Source organism: Skermanella rosea, from assembly GCF_016806835.2.
Taxonomy (GTDB): Bacteria; Pseudomonadota; Alphaproteobacteria; order Azospirillales; family Azospirillaceae; genus Skermanella; species Skermanella rosea.
Genome location: NZ_CP086111.1, coordinates 1,363,383 through 1,378,898 on the forward strand (window position 1 = coordinate 1,363,383; position 15,516 = coordinate 1,378,898).

Consider the following 15,516-nt stretch of genomic DNA (forward strand, 5'->3'; position numbering starts at 1 on the left):
GCCTCTCATGCGGGGGCGTGGATTGAAACGATCACGGGGCTCCAATCAGCGACCTCAATGCTCGGTCGCCCTCCGCACGGTAAGCGCCTGCGCCGCTGGCCACCGGGCGGAAGATGCGGTTGCCGCCAAGGCTGCCGCTCCAGGGGCCGGCGACTCAATCCGACAGGCCGATCGTGAACGCCACGGCGGACGTGATCCGGGCCAGATCGTCGTCCGAGACCCGGCCAATCACCGACCCGATGCGGCGGCGATGCACGGTCGGAGGCTTGTCTGCCATGGCCTGGGAAACCTCAGGCAGCCCGTTTTCGATGCTCGGCTAAGCGTTATGCGCAGGTCGCCGGCCACCAGTTCTTTCGTGCACTGGACGATCGCCACTGATGGATGGTGCTGCGGAATAGCGTCTGTCTGGAGGATCACCGCAGGGCGCGGTTTGGATGCATTCTCTGCTTCAACCAAAAGCGGAGAATGCCTGTGTGAAGTTGCTCCGCATGGGGCGGAGTCGGAGCCGTCGCTTTTCTTCTTTCCGTTCGTCATCCGTGGGCTTCACCTGCGCATCCCTATGTAAGGAAGCTGGGTGAAGCCCGCGGGGAGATGCCCGGATCAAGTCCGGGCATGACGAAAAGGGAGTGCTATTGCCTGTCCACTGTTCTCCTGAGGGCTGTGGCTCAGGCTCGACCGGGCCGCGCTACCTCAGTGCGAGTGGCGCGGCATGCCGCTGGTGTGGACGATGTCCTGGTACTTGACCGCCATCTCCAGGCATCCGCCGTCCGAGAGCTGGCCGACCAAGCCGCGGTAGAGTTCCTGCCAGGGCGTCTGGTGCTTCAGCTCCGGCAGCTTGAGCGCCGCGCGGCGGGCCGCGATCTCCTCGTCGGAAGCGAGCAGGTCGACGCGGCGCTTGCGCAGGTCCACCCGCACCTTGTCGCCGGTCTTCAGCAGGGCGAGCCCGCCGCCGACCGCCGCCTCGGGCGAGGCGTTCAGGATCGACGGGCTGGCCGAGGTGCCGCTCTGGCGCCCGTCGCCGATCGTCGGCAGGGAGACGATGCCCCGCTTGATCAGGTGGTCGGGCGGCTGCATGTTCACCACCTCGGCGGAGCCGGGATAGCCGACGGTGCCGCAGCCGCGGATGAACAGGATGCAGTTCTCGTCGATGTCGAGCGACGGGTCGTTGATCCGCGAGTGGTATTCCTCCGGCCCGTCGAACACGATCGCCCGGCCCACGAAGGCGTCGGGATCGTCCGGGTTGGACAGGTACTGCTTGCGGAACTCGGGGCTGATGACGCTGGTCTTCATCACCGCCGAATCGAACAGGTTGCCGCCCATGACGAGCATGCCGGCTTCTTCCATCAGCGGCTTGTCGTAGGGACGGATCACGTCGTCGTCCGGATCGGGCGCCCGCTCGACGTTCTCGCCCATCGGCTTGCCGGTGACGGTCGGCGCGCCGGTGTGGATGCGGCCGGCCTTGATCAGTTCCTTCATGACCGTCGGGACGCCGCCGGCCCGGTGGAACGCTTCGCCCAGGTAGAATCCTGCCGGCTGGCAGTTGACCAGCAGCGGGACGTCGTGCCCGAACTTCTGCCAGTCTTCCAGCGTCAGGTCCACGCCGACATGGCGGGCGATCGAGATCAGGTGCGGCGGGGTGTTGGTCGAGGCGCCGATCGCGGAGGCGACCACGATGGCGTTCTCGAACGCTTCCCGGGTCATCACCTTGCGCGGGGTCAGGTCCTCGCGGACCATGTCCACGATCCGCTTGCCGGTCAGGTAGGCGATCTGGCCGCGCTCGCGGTAGGGGCCGGGGATCGCGGCGCAGCCCGGCAGGGACATGCCCAGGGCCTCGGCGATCGAGTTCATCGACAGGGCGGTGCCCATGGTGTTGCAGTGGCCGACGCTGGGCGCCGACGAGCTGACCATGTCCATGAACTCGTCATAGCCGATCTTGTCGGCGGCGAGCAGGCGGCGCGCCTCCCACACCACCGTGCCGGAGCCGGCGAGCTTGCCCTTGTAGTGGCCGTCCAGCATCGGGCCGCCCGACAGGACGATGGCCGGGATGTTGACGGTCGCGGCACCCGCCAGCATGGCTGGCGTGGTCTTGTCGCAGCCGGTGGTCAGCACGACGCCGTCGAGCGGATAGCCGTACAGGACCTCGACCAGGCCGAGATAGGACAGGGTCCGGTCGAGCGCCGCGGTCGGCCGCTTGCCGGTTTCCTGGATCGGGTGGACCGGAAATTCCAGCGGGATGCCGCCGGCTTCGCGGATGCCGTCCTTGACGCGGGACGCCAGTTCGATGTGGTGGCGGTTGCAGGGCGCCAGGTCGCTGCCGGTCTGGGCGATGCCGATGATCGGGCGGCCGGACTGGATCTCCTGCCGGGTAAGCCCGTAGTTCAGGTAGCGCTCGATGTAGAGGGCGGTCATGTCGGGGTTCGACGGATCGTCGAACCAGGCTTGGCTGCGCAGTCTGCCCGAGGCGTTCTTCGCGGATGTCTCTGAGGTCATGGTTCTCCCCTCCCTCCGTTCTTGTGACCGCCAGTTTGGCTGGTATGGCAGTCCGGAACAATAGGGCGGAGGCAATAAATCTGCGGACGCAGGGTGAATGGCGCGGCGGAATCAGCCCGTCGCGCCCAGCCGGAATTGGCTAAAATTAACGATTTGTTGCCTCTCCTGATGGTATTCGACTCCTCTGGCAGTCGCGAGGCCTATGCGGGAAGAAAGATGAGCGCGCCCAACGGTCCAACCGGAGTGATGTGGCCATGATGAATCGCCCGAGGCAGGATCGCCCGCCTCGCGACTGGGTACGCGTCAAGCCGGGGGAGAAGGCTGCGGCGGTTCCGGAAAAGCCGCAATACGACGACGAACGCCTGCTCAAGTTGCTGCAATCCGCCAAGCGCGAGTTGCAGGGACTTCGGCTGATTCATCTTCACCTGTCGCTCCTTCAGGACAAGAACTACGGCGACATCCACGAGATCAAGCGGGCAGTCCAGGCGATCGCCGACAATTCGGCTTATCTCCAGATGTTCACCCTGTCCAACGACGACGTGCTGATCCTGTACAAGGGCATCAAGTTCTCGACGATCACGGAGGCCTGCCAGAAGATCGAGAAGATGATGCTGTCCCGGACCAGGATGACCGGGCCGAACGCCTACCGCGAGAACTCGCTCTACTCGATCATGGAGCTGTCGCTCAACTTCGTGAACGTCATCCGGTTCATCGAAGGCCTGGACAAGGACGGCGGCGGCGGGGATGCCTCCAAGGCGGCCACGAAGGAGCCGATCAGCCTGGAGGAACTGGCCAAGATCGAGCGCCAGATCGGAAACTTCGACCTGTCGCCCTTCATGCTCAACCAGCCGATCGTCGATATCCAGGCCCAGGAGGAGAACCGGCGCGAGTATTTCGAGGTCTACATCGCGGTCAAGTCCCTGGAGGATCGCCTGAGCCCGGAGTTCGACCTCACGGCCAACCGGTGGCTGTTCAACTATTTCACGTCCAGCCTGGACCACGCGGTCCTGAAATCGCTGAACCACGGCGTCGACTTCATCCGGGGGCACAAGATCGGGCTCAACCTCAATCTGAGCACGATCATGTCATCGGCGTTCGTGAAGTTCGACGAGCGGCTGACCATGGAGCTGCGCGGCAACATCGTGCTGGAGATCAACAAGGCCGATCTGGTCGAGAACATCGACACCTACAAGGATGTCGTCGAGTTCGCGAACAACCGCGGCTACTCGATCTGCATCGACGGCATCACTCCGATGTGGGTCGAGCACATGGACCTGGAATACATGGCCTGCGACTATGCCAAGATGTTCTGGAGCAACGACCTTCTGGACATGGGCGAGGCCGCGCTGGAAAATTTCAGCGCGAAGATCCGCAGCCAGGAGAATTGCCGCTTCATCCTGGGCCGGTGCAGCACCGTGACCGGCCTGCTGTTCGCCCAGAAGCACGGCATCAACCTGGTCCAGGGGCGCATGGTCGATACCATCCTGCGCAAGGGCGTCAGGATCACGGACGCCCTGAAGATGGCCAATATCATGGAGGCGGACGAGTGAGGGGCGGACCGATGCGGGGGGCGATCAGCGTTTCAGGAACAGCAGGACGCCGTCGAACCAGTTCATGGCGATGAGGTCGGGTGACAGTTGGGTGATCCAGGAGCCCCGGTCGTAGGAGGGTCCGATGTCGCCACTTGCGCAGGTGATGAAATGGGTCGGGTGCGGAACGTCGGGGGACGCGACGCCCATCGCGTCGGGCGAGGCGTCATAGGTTTCCTCGATCAGCGTCCGCAGCGGCAGGGCTTCCGTCGCGACGGCCGGCGACTTGCAGGTGTGGCCATCCATGGCGAGGCTGTCGCCGGCGACGTGGAGGCGCAGGGCCAGCAGGGCGGGATCGTCCGGTAGATAGGCGGTCACGCCCGCCGTGTTGACCTTGGCCGACGATGCCGACCAGGTACCGGCGAGGGCCGGCGGCACTTGGCCGGAGGCTGCCGGCGGCGCGTCGGCCACGCAACCTGCCAGCAGGAACGCGGCGGCCAGGGGTGCCCATGATCTTGCCGCGTTCCCGATGCTCATCGTCGAAAGCCCCTGTCACATGCCGATCCGGTCGGCCCGATGCGGTCGGCCGGGAGCTTACACGGGCGTGTTGAACAGTTCCACTTCGAGATTGCGCCGGTTGACGAGGCCCTGGACCACCTGGCCGCCCGACTTGTTCCAGAGCTTGAAGCTCTCCGCCGCCGCGGCGAAGTCGCCCTTGTTGATGTTGGCGACGACCGAGCTGTTCTTGAAGTTGCCGCCGCCGATATTGTAGTCGAGCGACACCATCGCATCGAACTGGTTCTGGTTCACCGCGACCTTGACGTAGGTCTTGACGTCCTTCTCGTAGGGCGGAAGGGCGATGTTGAGCAACGCCTCCTCCTGCGCCTGGGTCAGGGTCACGACGCCGGAATTGGCCTGGACGAAGGCCTTGGCGTTCTCGCCGGTCTTGCCCGCCGCCAGGGACAGGGTCTGCGCGGCGGCGGCGGAGACGCCGATATTCGTCAGGTCGGCAACGATCTGCGCCGCGGTGCGATGGCCGAGATCATAGCCCGGCCCGAGCGTCACGCCGCTGCTGCCGCCCGGCCAGTGGGGTTTGTTGCTGACGTTCTTCTGCGCTTCCCGATTGTAGAGGAAGGTCAGGCCGTTGGGGGAGACCCTCTTGTCGGCATTGGGGCCGCCGGCGTTTCCTGTCATCGCACACCATAGTATTGAGTTGCATAGATCTAGCCCAATTGGCTAATCGGATAGTCTTATCGGGATAGATAAAAAGCAATATCTCTTTGGCGTGCAATGGATGGAGTCCCGGCACCGTAAAGGTTGTCAGATCTTCATGAAGACGACAGCGGCGCCCAGCGCCACGGTGCAGGCGGCAAGTACGCCCATGGCGATCCATACCCCTTTGTTCGCGCTGGCGGCGGGGCGCTGCTTGAGGCTGTTGTTCAGTTCGTGCAGGCTTTCGTCGATCCGCAGCAGGAACACCTCGATCCCGCCGACCTGCTGCTGAAGGGCCTCCTGGGCCGCCGCCAGAGCGTCGAGGCGCTGGTCCGCCCCGGGGGCGGCCTGCCCCTGCTTGAGCAGTTCGCGAAGGCCGCGCAGGACCGTCTGCTGGTTGCGCTGGGTCGCGTCCATCAGGGCGGACATACGGAGCAGGGTCGGGCCGAGGACGCTTTCGGTCACGGCTTCGACGTCGGACGGCAGGCGCAGCGGGACGGTCTCGCCGGTGACGGGGGAGCGGGCGAGCGCGGTCGGCGCCTCGCCTTCGGCCAGGTCGAGGGCCGTTTCGAAGGCATGGCAGCCGTCCCCGACGCCGTTGGCCTTGAGGTCGTCGCGGGGCTGGTTGGCGAAGACCTTGGCGACCAACCGGTCGCCGACCCGGATCTCCACCTCCAGGTGGTCGGCCGGACGGGCGCGGTCCCAGGCCCATCCATAGAGCCGGCCGCCCTTGATCGCGTCGATCCGGCCGTCGATGTCGGCCGGCTGCGGGGCGAGTGTTTGTAGCACTGCGGACATTCGAATTTCCCGTACTGCGGACAAGTGCGTGGCGGCACTTTCTTATGCTTGGCTGTCCGGCACCTGATGCTAGCCGGTTCGCCGTAGGTCGGCCTCGGCCGAAGGCCGACGCCGACAGCGTGGCTGGAACGTTGATGCAGGGTGTCGGCGTTCGCCCTGACGGGCGAAGGCCGATCTACGACCGCCCCCTTCTCGTCATTCGCGGATCAAGTCCGGTCATGACGGAGAAGTTATGCCACCTGGAGGCGGCGGGGACGCGCGACGCCGTGGTGCATCTTGTGGTCGATGAAGTTCTCGTCGAGGAAGGCGCGCATGTCGCGGAAGCGCTGGTAGTAGGTGCGGTTGAAGCGGTCGAACCGCGCCTGGTCCCAGTAGTCCTCCAGCACGAAGGGCTTCTGCGAGAACACGTCGTAGCAGGGGATCGCGAAGGTCTCGGCGAACTCCACGGTCCGGCTGTCATAGCTGAAATAGATCGACGGCGTGCGGTTGGCGAGCGCCATCAGGTTGCCGTGCAGGCGGTAACCCAGCACGAGATCCTTGGAGCGCACCAAGTCCTCGTAGTCGGAGACGACGTCGGAATACCAGAGCTTGGTCTTGTAAAGCTCCTCCATCTCGGCGTCGAGGAACCACTTGCCGATCCAGCCATTGTTCTTCAGCTCGGCCAGGGCGTGGGCCTTCTGCTCGTCGGTGCCCCAGAGCAGCTTCTTCTCCTCGACCTCGCCCTGCATCATCATGACGATGTCGAAGCGGCGGGCCATCTCCTTGACCACGTCGCGGTGGCGGGTCAGGTAGGTCTCGATGTTCTGGGCGTAGGCGGCCGAGACCTCGCGGCGCATGGTGAACCCGACCTTCTTCACCTGGTCGAGCGGCGGCAGGTCGATGCGCAGGTCGGGATCGTTGTTGCGGAAGGCGGTCGGGCAGCCGACGATCCGGACGTTCTTGATGCCCAGGTCCCACAGCACTTCCGCGGTGTAGGTGCCGCGCACGCCGAGCGACGCGGACTTGTCGGCGATGATGCTCCAGATCCGCTTGCTCTGGTCGGACAGCTGGAGCTTGCCTTCCACCGGGGCCTGCGCGCCGACGCCGAAGGCCAGGATCGGAATCTTCAGCTTGGGCAGGACCTGCTCGGCGTTCTCCCAGTCCATGTGGCTGTGGATGTAGTTCGAGCCGCGCAGGAAGACATAGTCGTATTCGGCGTTGTAGCGCTCGACGTCGCCCGGCTTGACGTTGCGGATCGCCAGGACGTCGAGCTTGTCGTAGTTCAGCAGCTTCAGCGAGGAGTCGAAGACGAAGGCGTCGCCGATGTTGTGATAGTGGTCGATGTGCTTCTGGACCTGCTGGTACTCGTACCAGCGGACGCAGTCGTGGTTATAGACTTCGCCCGACGGGATCATGACGAGGATCTTGGCCAAGGGATTTCTCCTGGTGACTTTTTGACAGGTTGGAAGCGGCGGTTGGGAAGATCTAGAGGGGCTGGGCCACGGCGCGGTCCAGCACCTGCGTGCCCTGCGCCGCGGCGGGTTTCGCCGGGATGTCCTGCGCGGCGGAGGCGCCGAGCAGGGCGTTGAAGATCTCGGTGTGCCGGCGGGCGCATTCCTGCCGGTCGATCGGCCGCTTGATCCGGGCGCGCAGCCGGTCCCACAGATCCGGGGTGCGGAGCACGTCGGTCAGGCGGTCGACCAGGTCCTCCACGCTGGCGTTGCGGAAATGCAGGCCGTCCACGTTGGCGGTGACCTTCTCGGCCATGCCGCCGATATTGCTGGCGATGACCGGGCGGCCGTGCAGGAAGGCTTCCTGGATCACGACCGGCGAGTTCTCCCACCAGATCGACGGGATGATCAGCCAGTCCACGTCCTTCATCAGGCTGGGCAGTTCCGCGGAGCGGTAGCTGCCGTAGAAGCGGACGCGGTTGCCGGCCTTCTCCGTCAATTCGTTGAACTTCTTCTGGAAGGCCTCGGGCTGGCGTTCCAGGTTGCCGCCGAAGATCATCAGCGCGCTGTCGTCGCCCCAGTCCTTGTCGGAGACACGCGACACCGCCTCGACCAGCACGTGCAGGCCCTTGAACTCGGTCACCTGGCCGAAGAAGCCGAAGCGGTTGCGGCGGCCGCCCTTGGGCAGGGGACGGGGCGGCACGATGTCCTCCACCGTCAGGCCGTTCTCGATCATGCGGAACTTCTCGCGCGGCAGGCCCCAGTCGACGTAGCGGTCGATCAGGAATTCGCTCGGGCTGACATAGAAGTCCGCCATCTCCAGGAAGGTCTTGAGGAAGGCCTCGCGCTTGAAGAACTGGCTCTCCGGGATGTGGGGGAAGCAGTTGGTGCATTCCGCCGGCGAGGAGCGGTAGCACAGCGTGTTGCGGCTGGTCTTCACCATCTGGCCGTGATGGTGGCAGATCGACAGGTATTCGTGGAAGGTCACCACGACCGGGACCCGCGGCAGCGCCTGCTTGATCGCGAAGATCGTCTCCACCCCCAAGCCCAGGAAATGGTGGAAATTGATCACGTCGGGCTGGAGGTCCACCACGTAGCGGACGAAGTCCTGGCGCAGGCCGGGAAGATTCCGGTTCGAGCAGCGGAAATGGTCGTAGTCGTTGGCGTAGTAGAGGATCTCGCGCTCCTTCTGGCGGAGGCTCATCAGGGCGCTGTCCTTGTGCCGGTTGACCGGCGGGCCGACGCGGGCGAGGTAGAAGCTCTCCCAGCCCGGCAGGTCGTGGATGCCGTTGAACAGGTTGTAGGACGCCACCTCGGCGCCGCCGAGCGAGAAGGTCGGGTGGCCGTGGCTGATGATGAGGACTCGCTTGTCCGTCTTGACGCTGTCGGTGACGGTCATCGGTCAACGCTCCCGAGCGTGTGGGTGGAATGGAGGCGGGGCCATTTGCGCTCGAACCCCCAGCGGTCGACGAGGCCGCCGGTCTGGAGCCAGTATTCCTGGGCCTGGTCGCGCGGGCCCTCGTCCAGGGCGATCAGCTCGACCGTCGGCAGCCACAGGCAGGCATGGCCGGCGGCGCGCAGCTTCAGGCAGAAATCCACGCCCTTGTAGTCGGAGCCGACGAAGTCCCGGCTGAACCCGCCGGCTTCCAGGAAGGCGGCGCGGGGGATCAGGGCGCAGTCGGTCGAGGCGGCCTGCACGGCCGTGATCTCGCGGCCCTTCAGCCAGTCGCGCGAATAGCCGGCATATTGCGACACCGCCGAATCGGCGCTGATCCGCTGGATGCCGGCGAACCGGATCGAGTAGTCCTCGTAGAGCAGCGTCGGGCTGAGCATGCCGGTCCTGCCGCAGGCCTTGTAGGCCCGCTCCAGCTTCGACAGCCAGCCGGCACCGGTCGGCAGCACGGAGGGCGAGAGCAGCAGCAGCATGTCGGACGCGGCGTGCCGGACCCCCTCGTCCATCGCCTGGTAGGCGTCATGGGCATGGGGGCAGGGGATCAGTCGGATCGAGAGGCCGTAGAAGTCGGCGAAGCGCCGGAGCGACGGGGACAGCCGCTCGTGGGCGGCGGCTCCGGCCGCGATGACGATCTCGGTCCCGTCGAAGTCCCGGTCCACCGCCAGTTTCGCCAGGGTCACGTCGATGTCGTCGCGCCCGTCGGCGACCGGGATGACGACGGACAGCCGGGGAGCTTCCGCGGCGGTGCCCATGGCGTAGGCCGGGACGGTGATCTCCGAGGCGACGGGCGTCCGGCCCGCGGCCTGGACCAGCGGACCGATGTGCCGGGAGATGATGGTCTCCGCGGCGGGGTCGTTCAGGTTGACGGCGGAGAGCAGACGGCGCAGCGCCGGCGCCGTGGCCCGGGAGGTCGGCACGGGAACGAAGGCGCAGGAATCGTCGCTCAGCGACAGTTCCAGGTAGCGCTCCGGCTGTTCGGCGCAGGCGGCGGGTTCCGGAACGAAGGCGAGGAAGCCGTGGGCGTCCTGACCGGGCACGATCCTGCCGGCGAACAGGGCGTCGGCGGCGAAGGCCTCGCTGACGTCGCGGCGGTTGGTCCGGCACCAGTCCTGGTCGAAACGCGCCGACAGCCCGATGCCCTTCAGGGTGATCGAGGAGACATGGCGGTCGGGGTCGAGCACCCAGCCCGTCACCAGGGTGCCGGCGCCGGGGACCCGGACGGCGGTGTCCAGGCCGACGCGGACCGGCAGTTCCAGCCGGCTGATCGTCTCGAATCCCTCGTACTGGGCGTTGGACAGGCGCTTCAGCGCCCGCAGGACGGCCGGTTCGCCGGTCAGCGTCGGCAGCATCGCGCGCAGGTGCGGAACCGCGCTCCGATCGGTCAGGAGCGTGCGGTTCTCGAAGATCTCCAGGTAGCACCAGCCCTTGGCGGCCTTGTGGTAGATCCGGCGGATCGCCGGCAGGTCCAGGGCGTCGGCACCGTGCAGGACGCCCAGCACGCCGCGCGCGGTGGACGGCAGGTCGGACCGTTCGAAGCTGCCGACCGTGCTCGGGAAGGTGAGGCAGCCGTCGGTCTCCACGATCAGGTCGCGCTCGCCGGCGGCGAGGCTGAACGACCAGCCCTGCACCAGCGCGCCCAGGCCGGTCATGCAGCCGAAGATCTCGGCGAAGCCGTCGGGCTGGGCCATGGCCTGGAGGAAGGCCAGCATCAGCCGGGTCACCCGCTCCGACGGCCCGGCCTCCCCGAGCTTCGCGTGCAGGAAGTCGAACACCACCGGCATCGCCTCCGGCATGTCCTCCTTCAGGGTGGACAGAAGCGTCCAGGGATTGATCTTGATGTTCTGGATCGCCGGGATCGCGTAGCGGGTGCCCCGGTCGGCTCCCGTGATGGAGAGGCGCTGGGGCCGGATCTGCGCGATGTTGTCGAACCGCAGCAGGGCCACGAACCACTGCGAGACCTCGTCCCGGTGCCAGAAGTGCCCGTCATAGCTGCCGGCGGCGCTGCCTTCGGAGAAGCTGGCGGTTCCCGAGGTCGGCAGCGCCCGGTCGATCCAGCCGAACAGCAGCAGCGTCTTCTCGTCCACCAGGACCGCGATCTGGATGTCCGCCTTCGGGGTGATCTCTTTCATCGTCGTGAACTCCGCAACGTCGCGGCTGTCGTCAGGCCGTCATAGAGGCTGCGGTGCTCGGCGGCGCTCTCGGCCACCGTCTGCACCGGCGAAATGTTGGAGGCGAGGCGCTGCCACAGGCCCGGCAGGGTCATCGCCCTGCGCATCGCGCGCGCCAGGTCGGCTGCGTCGCCGGTCCGGAAATGCAGCCCGTCATGGTCGTCGGTCACCGCCTCGGCCATGCCGCCGATGTCGCTGCAGATCACCGGGCGGCCCTGCTGGAAGGCCTCCTGGATCACCAGGGGGGCGTTCTCCCACCAGATCGACGGCGTGATCACCCAGTCCACCGCGTTCAGCAGCCGCGCCATCTCGTCCCGGCGGTAGGCCCCGTGGCGGATCACCCGGCCGCCGCAGGACTTCGCCGCCTCGTCGATCTCCGCCTTGAAGGCGTCGGACTGGAACGGCATGCCGCCATGGACGTGGAGGACGAAGTCCTCGTCCTTCTCCGCGAGCATCCGCGCCGCGTCGAGCGCCACCCGGATGCCCTTGTAGGGGTTGAGATTGCCGAAATAGCCGAAGACGTTGCGCCGCGCGGGGGACTGCCCGGCGGTGGGTGCCGCGTCCGCCGGGGCGGGAGGGCGGCCGTTGCGCAGCACGGTGATCCGGTCGGCCGGGAGGCCCCAGGCGACGTAGCGGTCGCGCAGGAAGTTGCTGGGCGAGACGAAGCGGTCGACCAGCGACAGCATGCCCTTCAGGTGTTTTTCCCGGAGCACGAACTTGTCCGGGGTGCGCTCCGGGAAGCAGCGGTGGCAGGCGTCGGGGGAGGCGCCCGGGCACAGCCGGTGGCCGTCGGTCGTGACCATCTGGCCGTCGTTGGCGCAGATCGGATAATAGTCGTGCAGGGTATAGACGATCCGCGCCCGGGGCAGCACCCGGCGGATCAGGAACAGCATCTCCACGCCCAGCAGCAGGGTGTGGTGGATATGGACGATGTCGGGCCGGAACGACTGGAGCAGCGTCGAGAGGTCGGGGACGATGCCGTGCAGGTCGATCTGGCTCTGGTAGAAGCGGTCGAAATGCCCTGCCCACAGGACCAGCTCGTCCGAGCTGCGGCCGACCGTCTGGAAGTTGGTGCCCGGCTTCTGGTCGCGGTGGACCTTGTTGGTGCAGGCGAGGAACATCGCCTCGATCCCGTCCACGTCCTTCATGTGGCGGAACAGGTCGTGGGCGAAGATCTCCGTCCCGCCGGGATGGAAGCTCGGATGGTTGTGGCAGACGAACAGGACGCGCGGGGCGGGGCGGGACCGGGACGACGTCATGGCAGGGCGGCCTTTTCCAGCACCAGCAGATCCTGGTAGCTGACCGCGTTGGTCCGGCCGCACCAGGTGCCGTAGACGGTCGGCCGGGCCGGCTTCAGCCCGACCGAGGCGAAGAGGTCGAGCAGGAACGCCTCGTCGTGGGCGACCGCGGCCGAGGGGATCGCCGGGTCGGCCAGCCAGGTCGGGCCTTCCGCGTCCGGGTCGAAGGCCAGGCGCCGGTCGCCGCCGCGCAGGCCCTCGCGGGCGACATCGTTCATCAGGAACAGGCTGAGGAAGCAGCGTCCGCCAGGGCGCAGCAGGCGGCTGATCTCCCAGGCGTAGGCCAGGGCCTCGGCCGCCTGGAGATGGGTCAGCACGGAGGTCAGCAGCACGAAGTCGAAGCCCTGGTCGCGGAACGGCAGGGTGACGGCGGTCGGCTCGATCCGGCCCTGCGGATTGTACAGGTCGTTGGCCACGTCCATGTGGTGGAACCGGAACGCCGGATAGGCCGGGGTGATCGCGCGGGCACACCAGGCGATGCCGTCCGGCACCACGTCCATGCCGTCATAGGTGCCGTCCGTCAGGTACTGGGTCAGCGGCAGCGCCATGCGGCCGATGCCGCAGCCGATCTCCAGCACGCGGTCGGCCGGGCGCAGGTCGCCCAGCTTGACGAAATGCTTCAGGAACTCGGCCCCGATGGCGCGGAAATCGCCGTCGCCGACGAAGACGTTCTCCGGCGGGGGAACCGGCATGAAGCGGTTGCGGACGATCTGCTCGCACAGCCAGTCGATCCGCTGGGCGTCCCGCACGTCCTGGCGGACCAGCAGCTTGATCACGCGCTGGTTGGCGGGGACGGGGGTGGTCTGGGCGGGAACGGACGACGGGAGGATGGGTTGGGGCGTGCTCATGCTGCCGTAGTCTTTCTGCTGCGGTTGCGGCGGCGGGCCAAGGGACGGGGGGAGTCTTCGGCCGGCCAGTCCCGGCCCATCAGGTCTTCCATCAGGCCGGACCAGCGGCCGGCATGGAGCCAGGCGTTGTATTCGGAGGCGACGCCGCGGGTGTAGCCGGCATGGCGGCTGATCGACTGGCGCTCCAGGTGGTAGAGCTCGACCGCCGGCACGTACCGGATCGCGCGGCCGGACGCCCGGACCTTGAGGCACAGGTCCGAGTCCTCGTAGTCGCCGATGATGTAGTCGGTGGTGAAGCCGCCGACCTCGCGGAAGACGTCGGCCGGCATCAGCAGGCAGGCCCCGGTGACGCCGGGGACCGCGCGGGGCACGCAGGCGGGGGCGAAGTCGCGCGGCATGCCCTTGTGATAGTGCTGGTTGATCCAGCGTCCGCGGTAGTCGCGGCCGAAGAACAGCCCGGCATGCTGGAGCGAATCATCCTCGAACAGCAGCTTCGGGCCGACGGCGCCGGTATCCGGCGACGCCTCCAGCGCCGCGACGAGCCGCGGCAGCCAGCCGGGCCGGTCGGGGATCACGTCGGAATTGAGGAACAGCAGGTGCCGGCCGCGCGCGACCGCGGCGCCCGCGTTGTTGGAGGTGGAGTAGCCGTGGTTGGCGGCGTTCACCACCAGGGTCAGAGGCAGCGCGTAGAGCCCGTGGAGTCCGTGCAGGTAGTGGCGCAACTCGTCGCGCTGCTCCGGGCTGTCGAGCACCAGGATGATCTCGGCCCCGTCCGCCATGGCCGGGTCGATCGCGAAGGCGGCGAGCTGGAAGCGCAGGAATTCCAGGTTGCGGTAGAGCGGGATCACCACCGACACCGCGGGATCGGCGACCGGAGTCCCGTAGCGGAAGGCCTCCGGGGCGGGAACCTCCGCCGTCATGGCGGCGTGGATCGGCGCCACGGCCGGGGCGATGCAGGTCTCCAGTGCCGCCTGGGTGACGAAGGGCGGGGGCATGCTGCCCAGCACGGCGGCGCGCACGTCGGCCGGGTTGAGCGGGCGGGGCGGCGGCACGATCTCGATCCGGCCGCCCGAGCGGAGCAGCAGCTCGCACCGGTACTGGAGCGCCGGGGCCGGGTCGGGCGTGCCGGGGATCCAGGCGGCGAACCCGGCGGGCGAGGCCGACTTGTACATGGCCGCGACGTCCTCGCGCGGGAAGCGGTGGGGCAATGCTGCGAGGGTGCGCCGGTCGCCGAAGGGCGAGGTGATCCGCAGCTGCTCGACCATGCCGTGGGGATCGTGCAGCCAGCCGGCCAGGAACAGCCCGCCGTCGCCGGTCGACACGGCGACGTCGATGTCGCCGCCGACCGGCCGGTCCGCCGCCGCCACGTGGCGGCGGGGTAGGGGCATCAGCACCTGGAACTCGCCCACGGCGGCCGCGGCCTGGGGCTCGTCGGCGGCGCGGAGCGCCAGCGCCCGGAGGACGTGGTCGCGGAGATACTGCGGGCACGGCTGGCGCCGTTCCAGCCATTCGAGCAGGGTCGGGAGGTCCGCCGGGGATGCCGCGACGGTGCGGCAGGCGAGGCCGCCGCAGCCGAGCAGGACGACCAGCGTCTCCGCACCGCACAGCGCCCGGTCCATCACCAGGTGGAGGGGCAGGCGGGCGCGCTTGTCCGGCACGGTGCCGACCGCGGGCGCGACCTCCAGCCGGCGCATGCCGCCCGGGGTGATCACGACGGTCGCGGCGATCTCGCCGAACCCGGCCGAGACGCTGCCCTCGCACAGGGCGAGCTGCCGGGTCGGGGCGCAGCGGACCGTCAGGGAGGAGGGATTGGGCGACAGCTCCAGGATCAGCCGGCGGCACAGAAGGGCGAACCGCCCGTCGTTCTGCAGGCTGAAGGCGCTGCGGCAGAAATCCAGCAGCAGGCGGACCACGCGCAGGCGGGCGGCGCCGTCCAGGCCGCTCATCAGCAGGGCCGCGTCGAATTCGGTCCGGTCGGCGGAGTGGGACGTCGCGACCAGGCGGGAGGCTTCGTTCCGGAACGAGACGGTCCCGACGTCGGCCGGGCAGCGAAGCACCGCGATGCTCCGCTCCCCGCCCCAGGCGGTCGGCACGGTCAGCAGGGTGTAGGGGCGCGGCACGTCCGCCCCGTCGATCGAGGGAACGATGCGGCCGGACCGGCCCGGCGCGGCGGTTTCCCAGACCGCCATGACGAAGTCGCCGCCGACGCCGTGCAGGCGGGCGGTGGGAACGGCGGCGTCGGGATGGAGGGCCAGGACCGTCGGGAGCATCGGCATCCGTGGAGTGTCAG

The 15,516-nt window shown here is 67.6% G+C and carries 12 protein-coding genes; 1 reads left to right on the forward strand and 11 read right to left on the reverse strand.

All coding sequences use genetic code 11. The features are described 5' to 3' along the window. Nucleotides 1–154: 154 nt before the first annotated feature. The gene (locus JL101_RS06405; protein WP_203098864.1) at nucleotides 155–277 is read right to left on the reverse strand and encodes a hypothetical protein; all 123 of its coding nucleotides are present in this window, start codon (nucleotides 275–277) and stop codon (nucleotides 155–157) included. A 413-nt stretch (nucleotides 278–690) separates the two neighbouring features. Further along, the gene (locus JL101_RS06410) at nucleotides 691–2,490 is read right to left on the reverse strand and encodes an IlvD/Edd family dehydratase (RefSeq protein WP_203098863.1); all 1,800 of its coding nucleotides are present in this window, start codon (nucleotides 2,488–2,490) and stop codon (nucleotides 691–693) included. 254 nt (nucleotides 2,491–2,744) lie between these two features. Between JL101_RS06410 and JL101_RS06415 the strand changes: the two genes are divergently transcribed. After that, nucleotides 2,745–4,040 carry an EAL domain-containing protein gene (locus tag JL101_RS06415; protein ID WP_228435312.1) on the forward strand — a complete coding sequence of 432 codons (1,296 nt, stop codon included), beginning with the start codon at nucleotides 2,745–2,747 and terminating at the stop codon, nucleotides 4,038–4,040. Nucleotides 4,041–4,064: 24 nt separating this feature from the next. On the opposite strand, the gene JL101_RS06420 is transcribed toward JL101_RS06415, so the two are convergent. The 9 genes from JL101_RS06420 to JL101_RS06460 form a co-directional block, all read right to left on the reverse strand. Continuing rightward, nucleotides 4,065–4,556, reverse strand: coding sequence for a hypothetical protein (locus tag JL101_RS06420; RefSeq protein WP_203098862.1), 492 nt, complete (start codon nucleotides 4,554–4,556; stop codon nucleotides 4,065–4,067). Nucleotides 4,557–4,613: 57 nt separating this feature from the next. Further along, nucleotides 4,614–5,213, reverse strand: coding sequence for a pesticin C-terminus-like muramidase (locus tag JL101_RS06425; protein WP_203098861.1), 600 nt, complete (start codon nucleotides 5,211–5,213; stop codon nucleotides 4,614–4,616). 126 nt (nucleotides 5,214–5,339) lie between these two features. Continuing rightward, a complete protein-coding gene (locus JL101_RS06430) occupies nucleotides 5,340–6,029 on the reverse strand; it encodes a hypothetical protein (RefSeq protein WP_203098860.1) in 690 nt (229 codons plus the stop codon). Between the two features lie 230 nt (nucleotides 6,030–6,259). After that, on the reverse strand, nucleotides 6,260–7,441 hold the full coding sequence (locus JL101_RS06435; protein WP_203098859.1) for a polysaccharide pyruvyl transferase family protein: 1,182 nt from the start codon (nucleotides 7,439–7,441) through the stop codon (nucleotides 6,260–6,262). Nucleotides 7,442–7,493: 52 nt separating this feature from the next. Further along, complete coding sequence (locus tag JL101_RS06440) at nucleotides 7,494–8,858, reverse strand: glycosyltransferase family 4 protein (protein WP_203098858.1); 1,365 nt, start codon at nucleotides 8,856–8,858, stop codon at nucleotides 7,494–7,496. Then, a complete protein-coding gene (locus JL101_RS06445) occupies nucleotides 8,855–11,041 on the reverse strand; it encodes a glycosyltransferase family 2 protein (protein ID WP_203098857.1) in 2,187 nt (728 codons plus the stop codon). The genes JL101_RS06440 and JL101_RS06445 overlap by 4 nt, the downstream gene beginning before the upstream one ends. After that, the gene (locus JL101_RS06450; protein ID WP_203098856.1) at nucleotides 11,038–12,339 is read right to left on the reverse strand and encodes a glycosyltransferase family 4 protein; all 1,302 of its coding nucleotides are present in this window, start codon (nucleotides 12,337–12,339) and stop codon (nucleotides 11,038–11,040) included. The genes JL101_RS06445 and JL101_RS06450 overlap by 4 nt, the downstream gene beginning before the upstream one ends. After that, complete coding sequence (locus JL101_RS06455; protein ID WP_203098855.1) at nucleotides 12,336–13,226, reverse strand: class I SAM-dependent methyltransferase; 891 nt, start codon at nucleotides 13,224–13,226, stop codon at nucleotides 12,336–12,338. Before JL101_RS06455 ends, JL101_RS06450 begins: the two co-directional genes overlap by 4 nt. Beyond that, nucleotides 13,223–15,496: a glycosyltransferase gene (locus tag JL101_RS06460; protein WP_203098854.1), complete on the reverse strand. Its 2,274-nt coding sequence runs from the start codon at nucleotides 15,494–15,496 to the stop codon at nucleotides 13,223–13,225. Before JL101_RS06460 ends, JL101_RS06455 begins: the two co-directional genes overlap by 4 nt. Nucleotides 15,497–15,516 lie beyond the last annotated feature (20 nt).

Excerpts from the sequence above, each read along its gene's own strand:
- JL101_RS06415 (WP_228435312.1), top strand. The coding sequence starts at position 2,745 with ATGATGAATCGCCCGAGGCAGGATCGCCCGCCTCGCGACTGGGTACGC.
- JL101_RS06420 (WP_203098862.1), bottom strand. The coding sequence starts at position 4,556 with ATGAGCATCGGGAACGCGGCAAGATCATGGGCACCCCTGGCCGCCGCG.
- JL101_RS06445 (WP_203098857.1), bottom strand. The coding sequence starts at position 11,041 with ATGAAAGAGATCACCCCGAAGGCGGACATCCAGATCGCGGTCCTGGTG.
- JL101_RS06440 (WP_203098858.1), bottom strand. The coding sequence starts at position 8,858 with ATGACCGTCACCGACAGCGTCAAGACGGACAAGCGAGTCCTCATCATC.
- JL101_RS06455 (WP_203098855.1), bottom strand. The coding sequence starts at position 13,226 with ATGAGCACGCCCCAACCCATCCTCCCGTCGTCCGTTCCCGCCCAGACC.
- JL101_RS06430 (WP_203098860.1), bottom strand. The coding sequence starts at position 6,029 with ATGTCCGCAGTGCTACAAACACTCGCCCCGCAGCCGGCCGACATCGAC.
- JL101_RS06460 (WP_203098854.1), bottom strand. The coding sequence starts at position 15,496 with ATGCTCCCGACGGTCCTGGCCCTCCATCCCGACGCCGCCGTTCCCACC.
- JL101_RS06450 (WP_203098856.1), bottom strand. The coding sequence starts at position 12,339 with ATGACGTCGTCCCGGTCCCGCCCCGCCCCGCGCGTCCTGTTCGTCTGC.
- JL101_RS06410 (WP_203098863.1), bottom strand. The coding sequence starts at position 2,490 with ATGACCTCAGAGACATCCGCGAAGAACGCCTCGGGCAGACTGCGCAGC.
- JL101_RS06405 (WP_203098864.1), bottom strand. The coding sequence starts at position 277 with ATGGCAGACAAGCCTCCGACCGTGCATCGCCGCCGCATCGGGTCGGTG.
- JL101_RS06425 (WP_203098861.1), bottom strand. The coding sequence starts at position 5,213 with ATGACAGGAAACGCCGGCGGCCCCAATGCCGACAAGAGGGTCTCCCCC.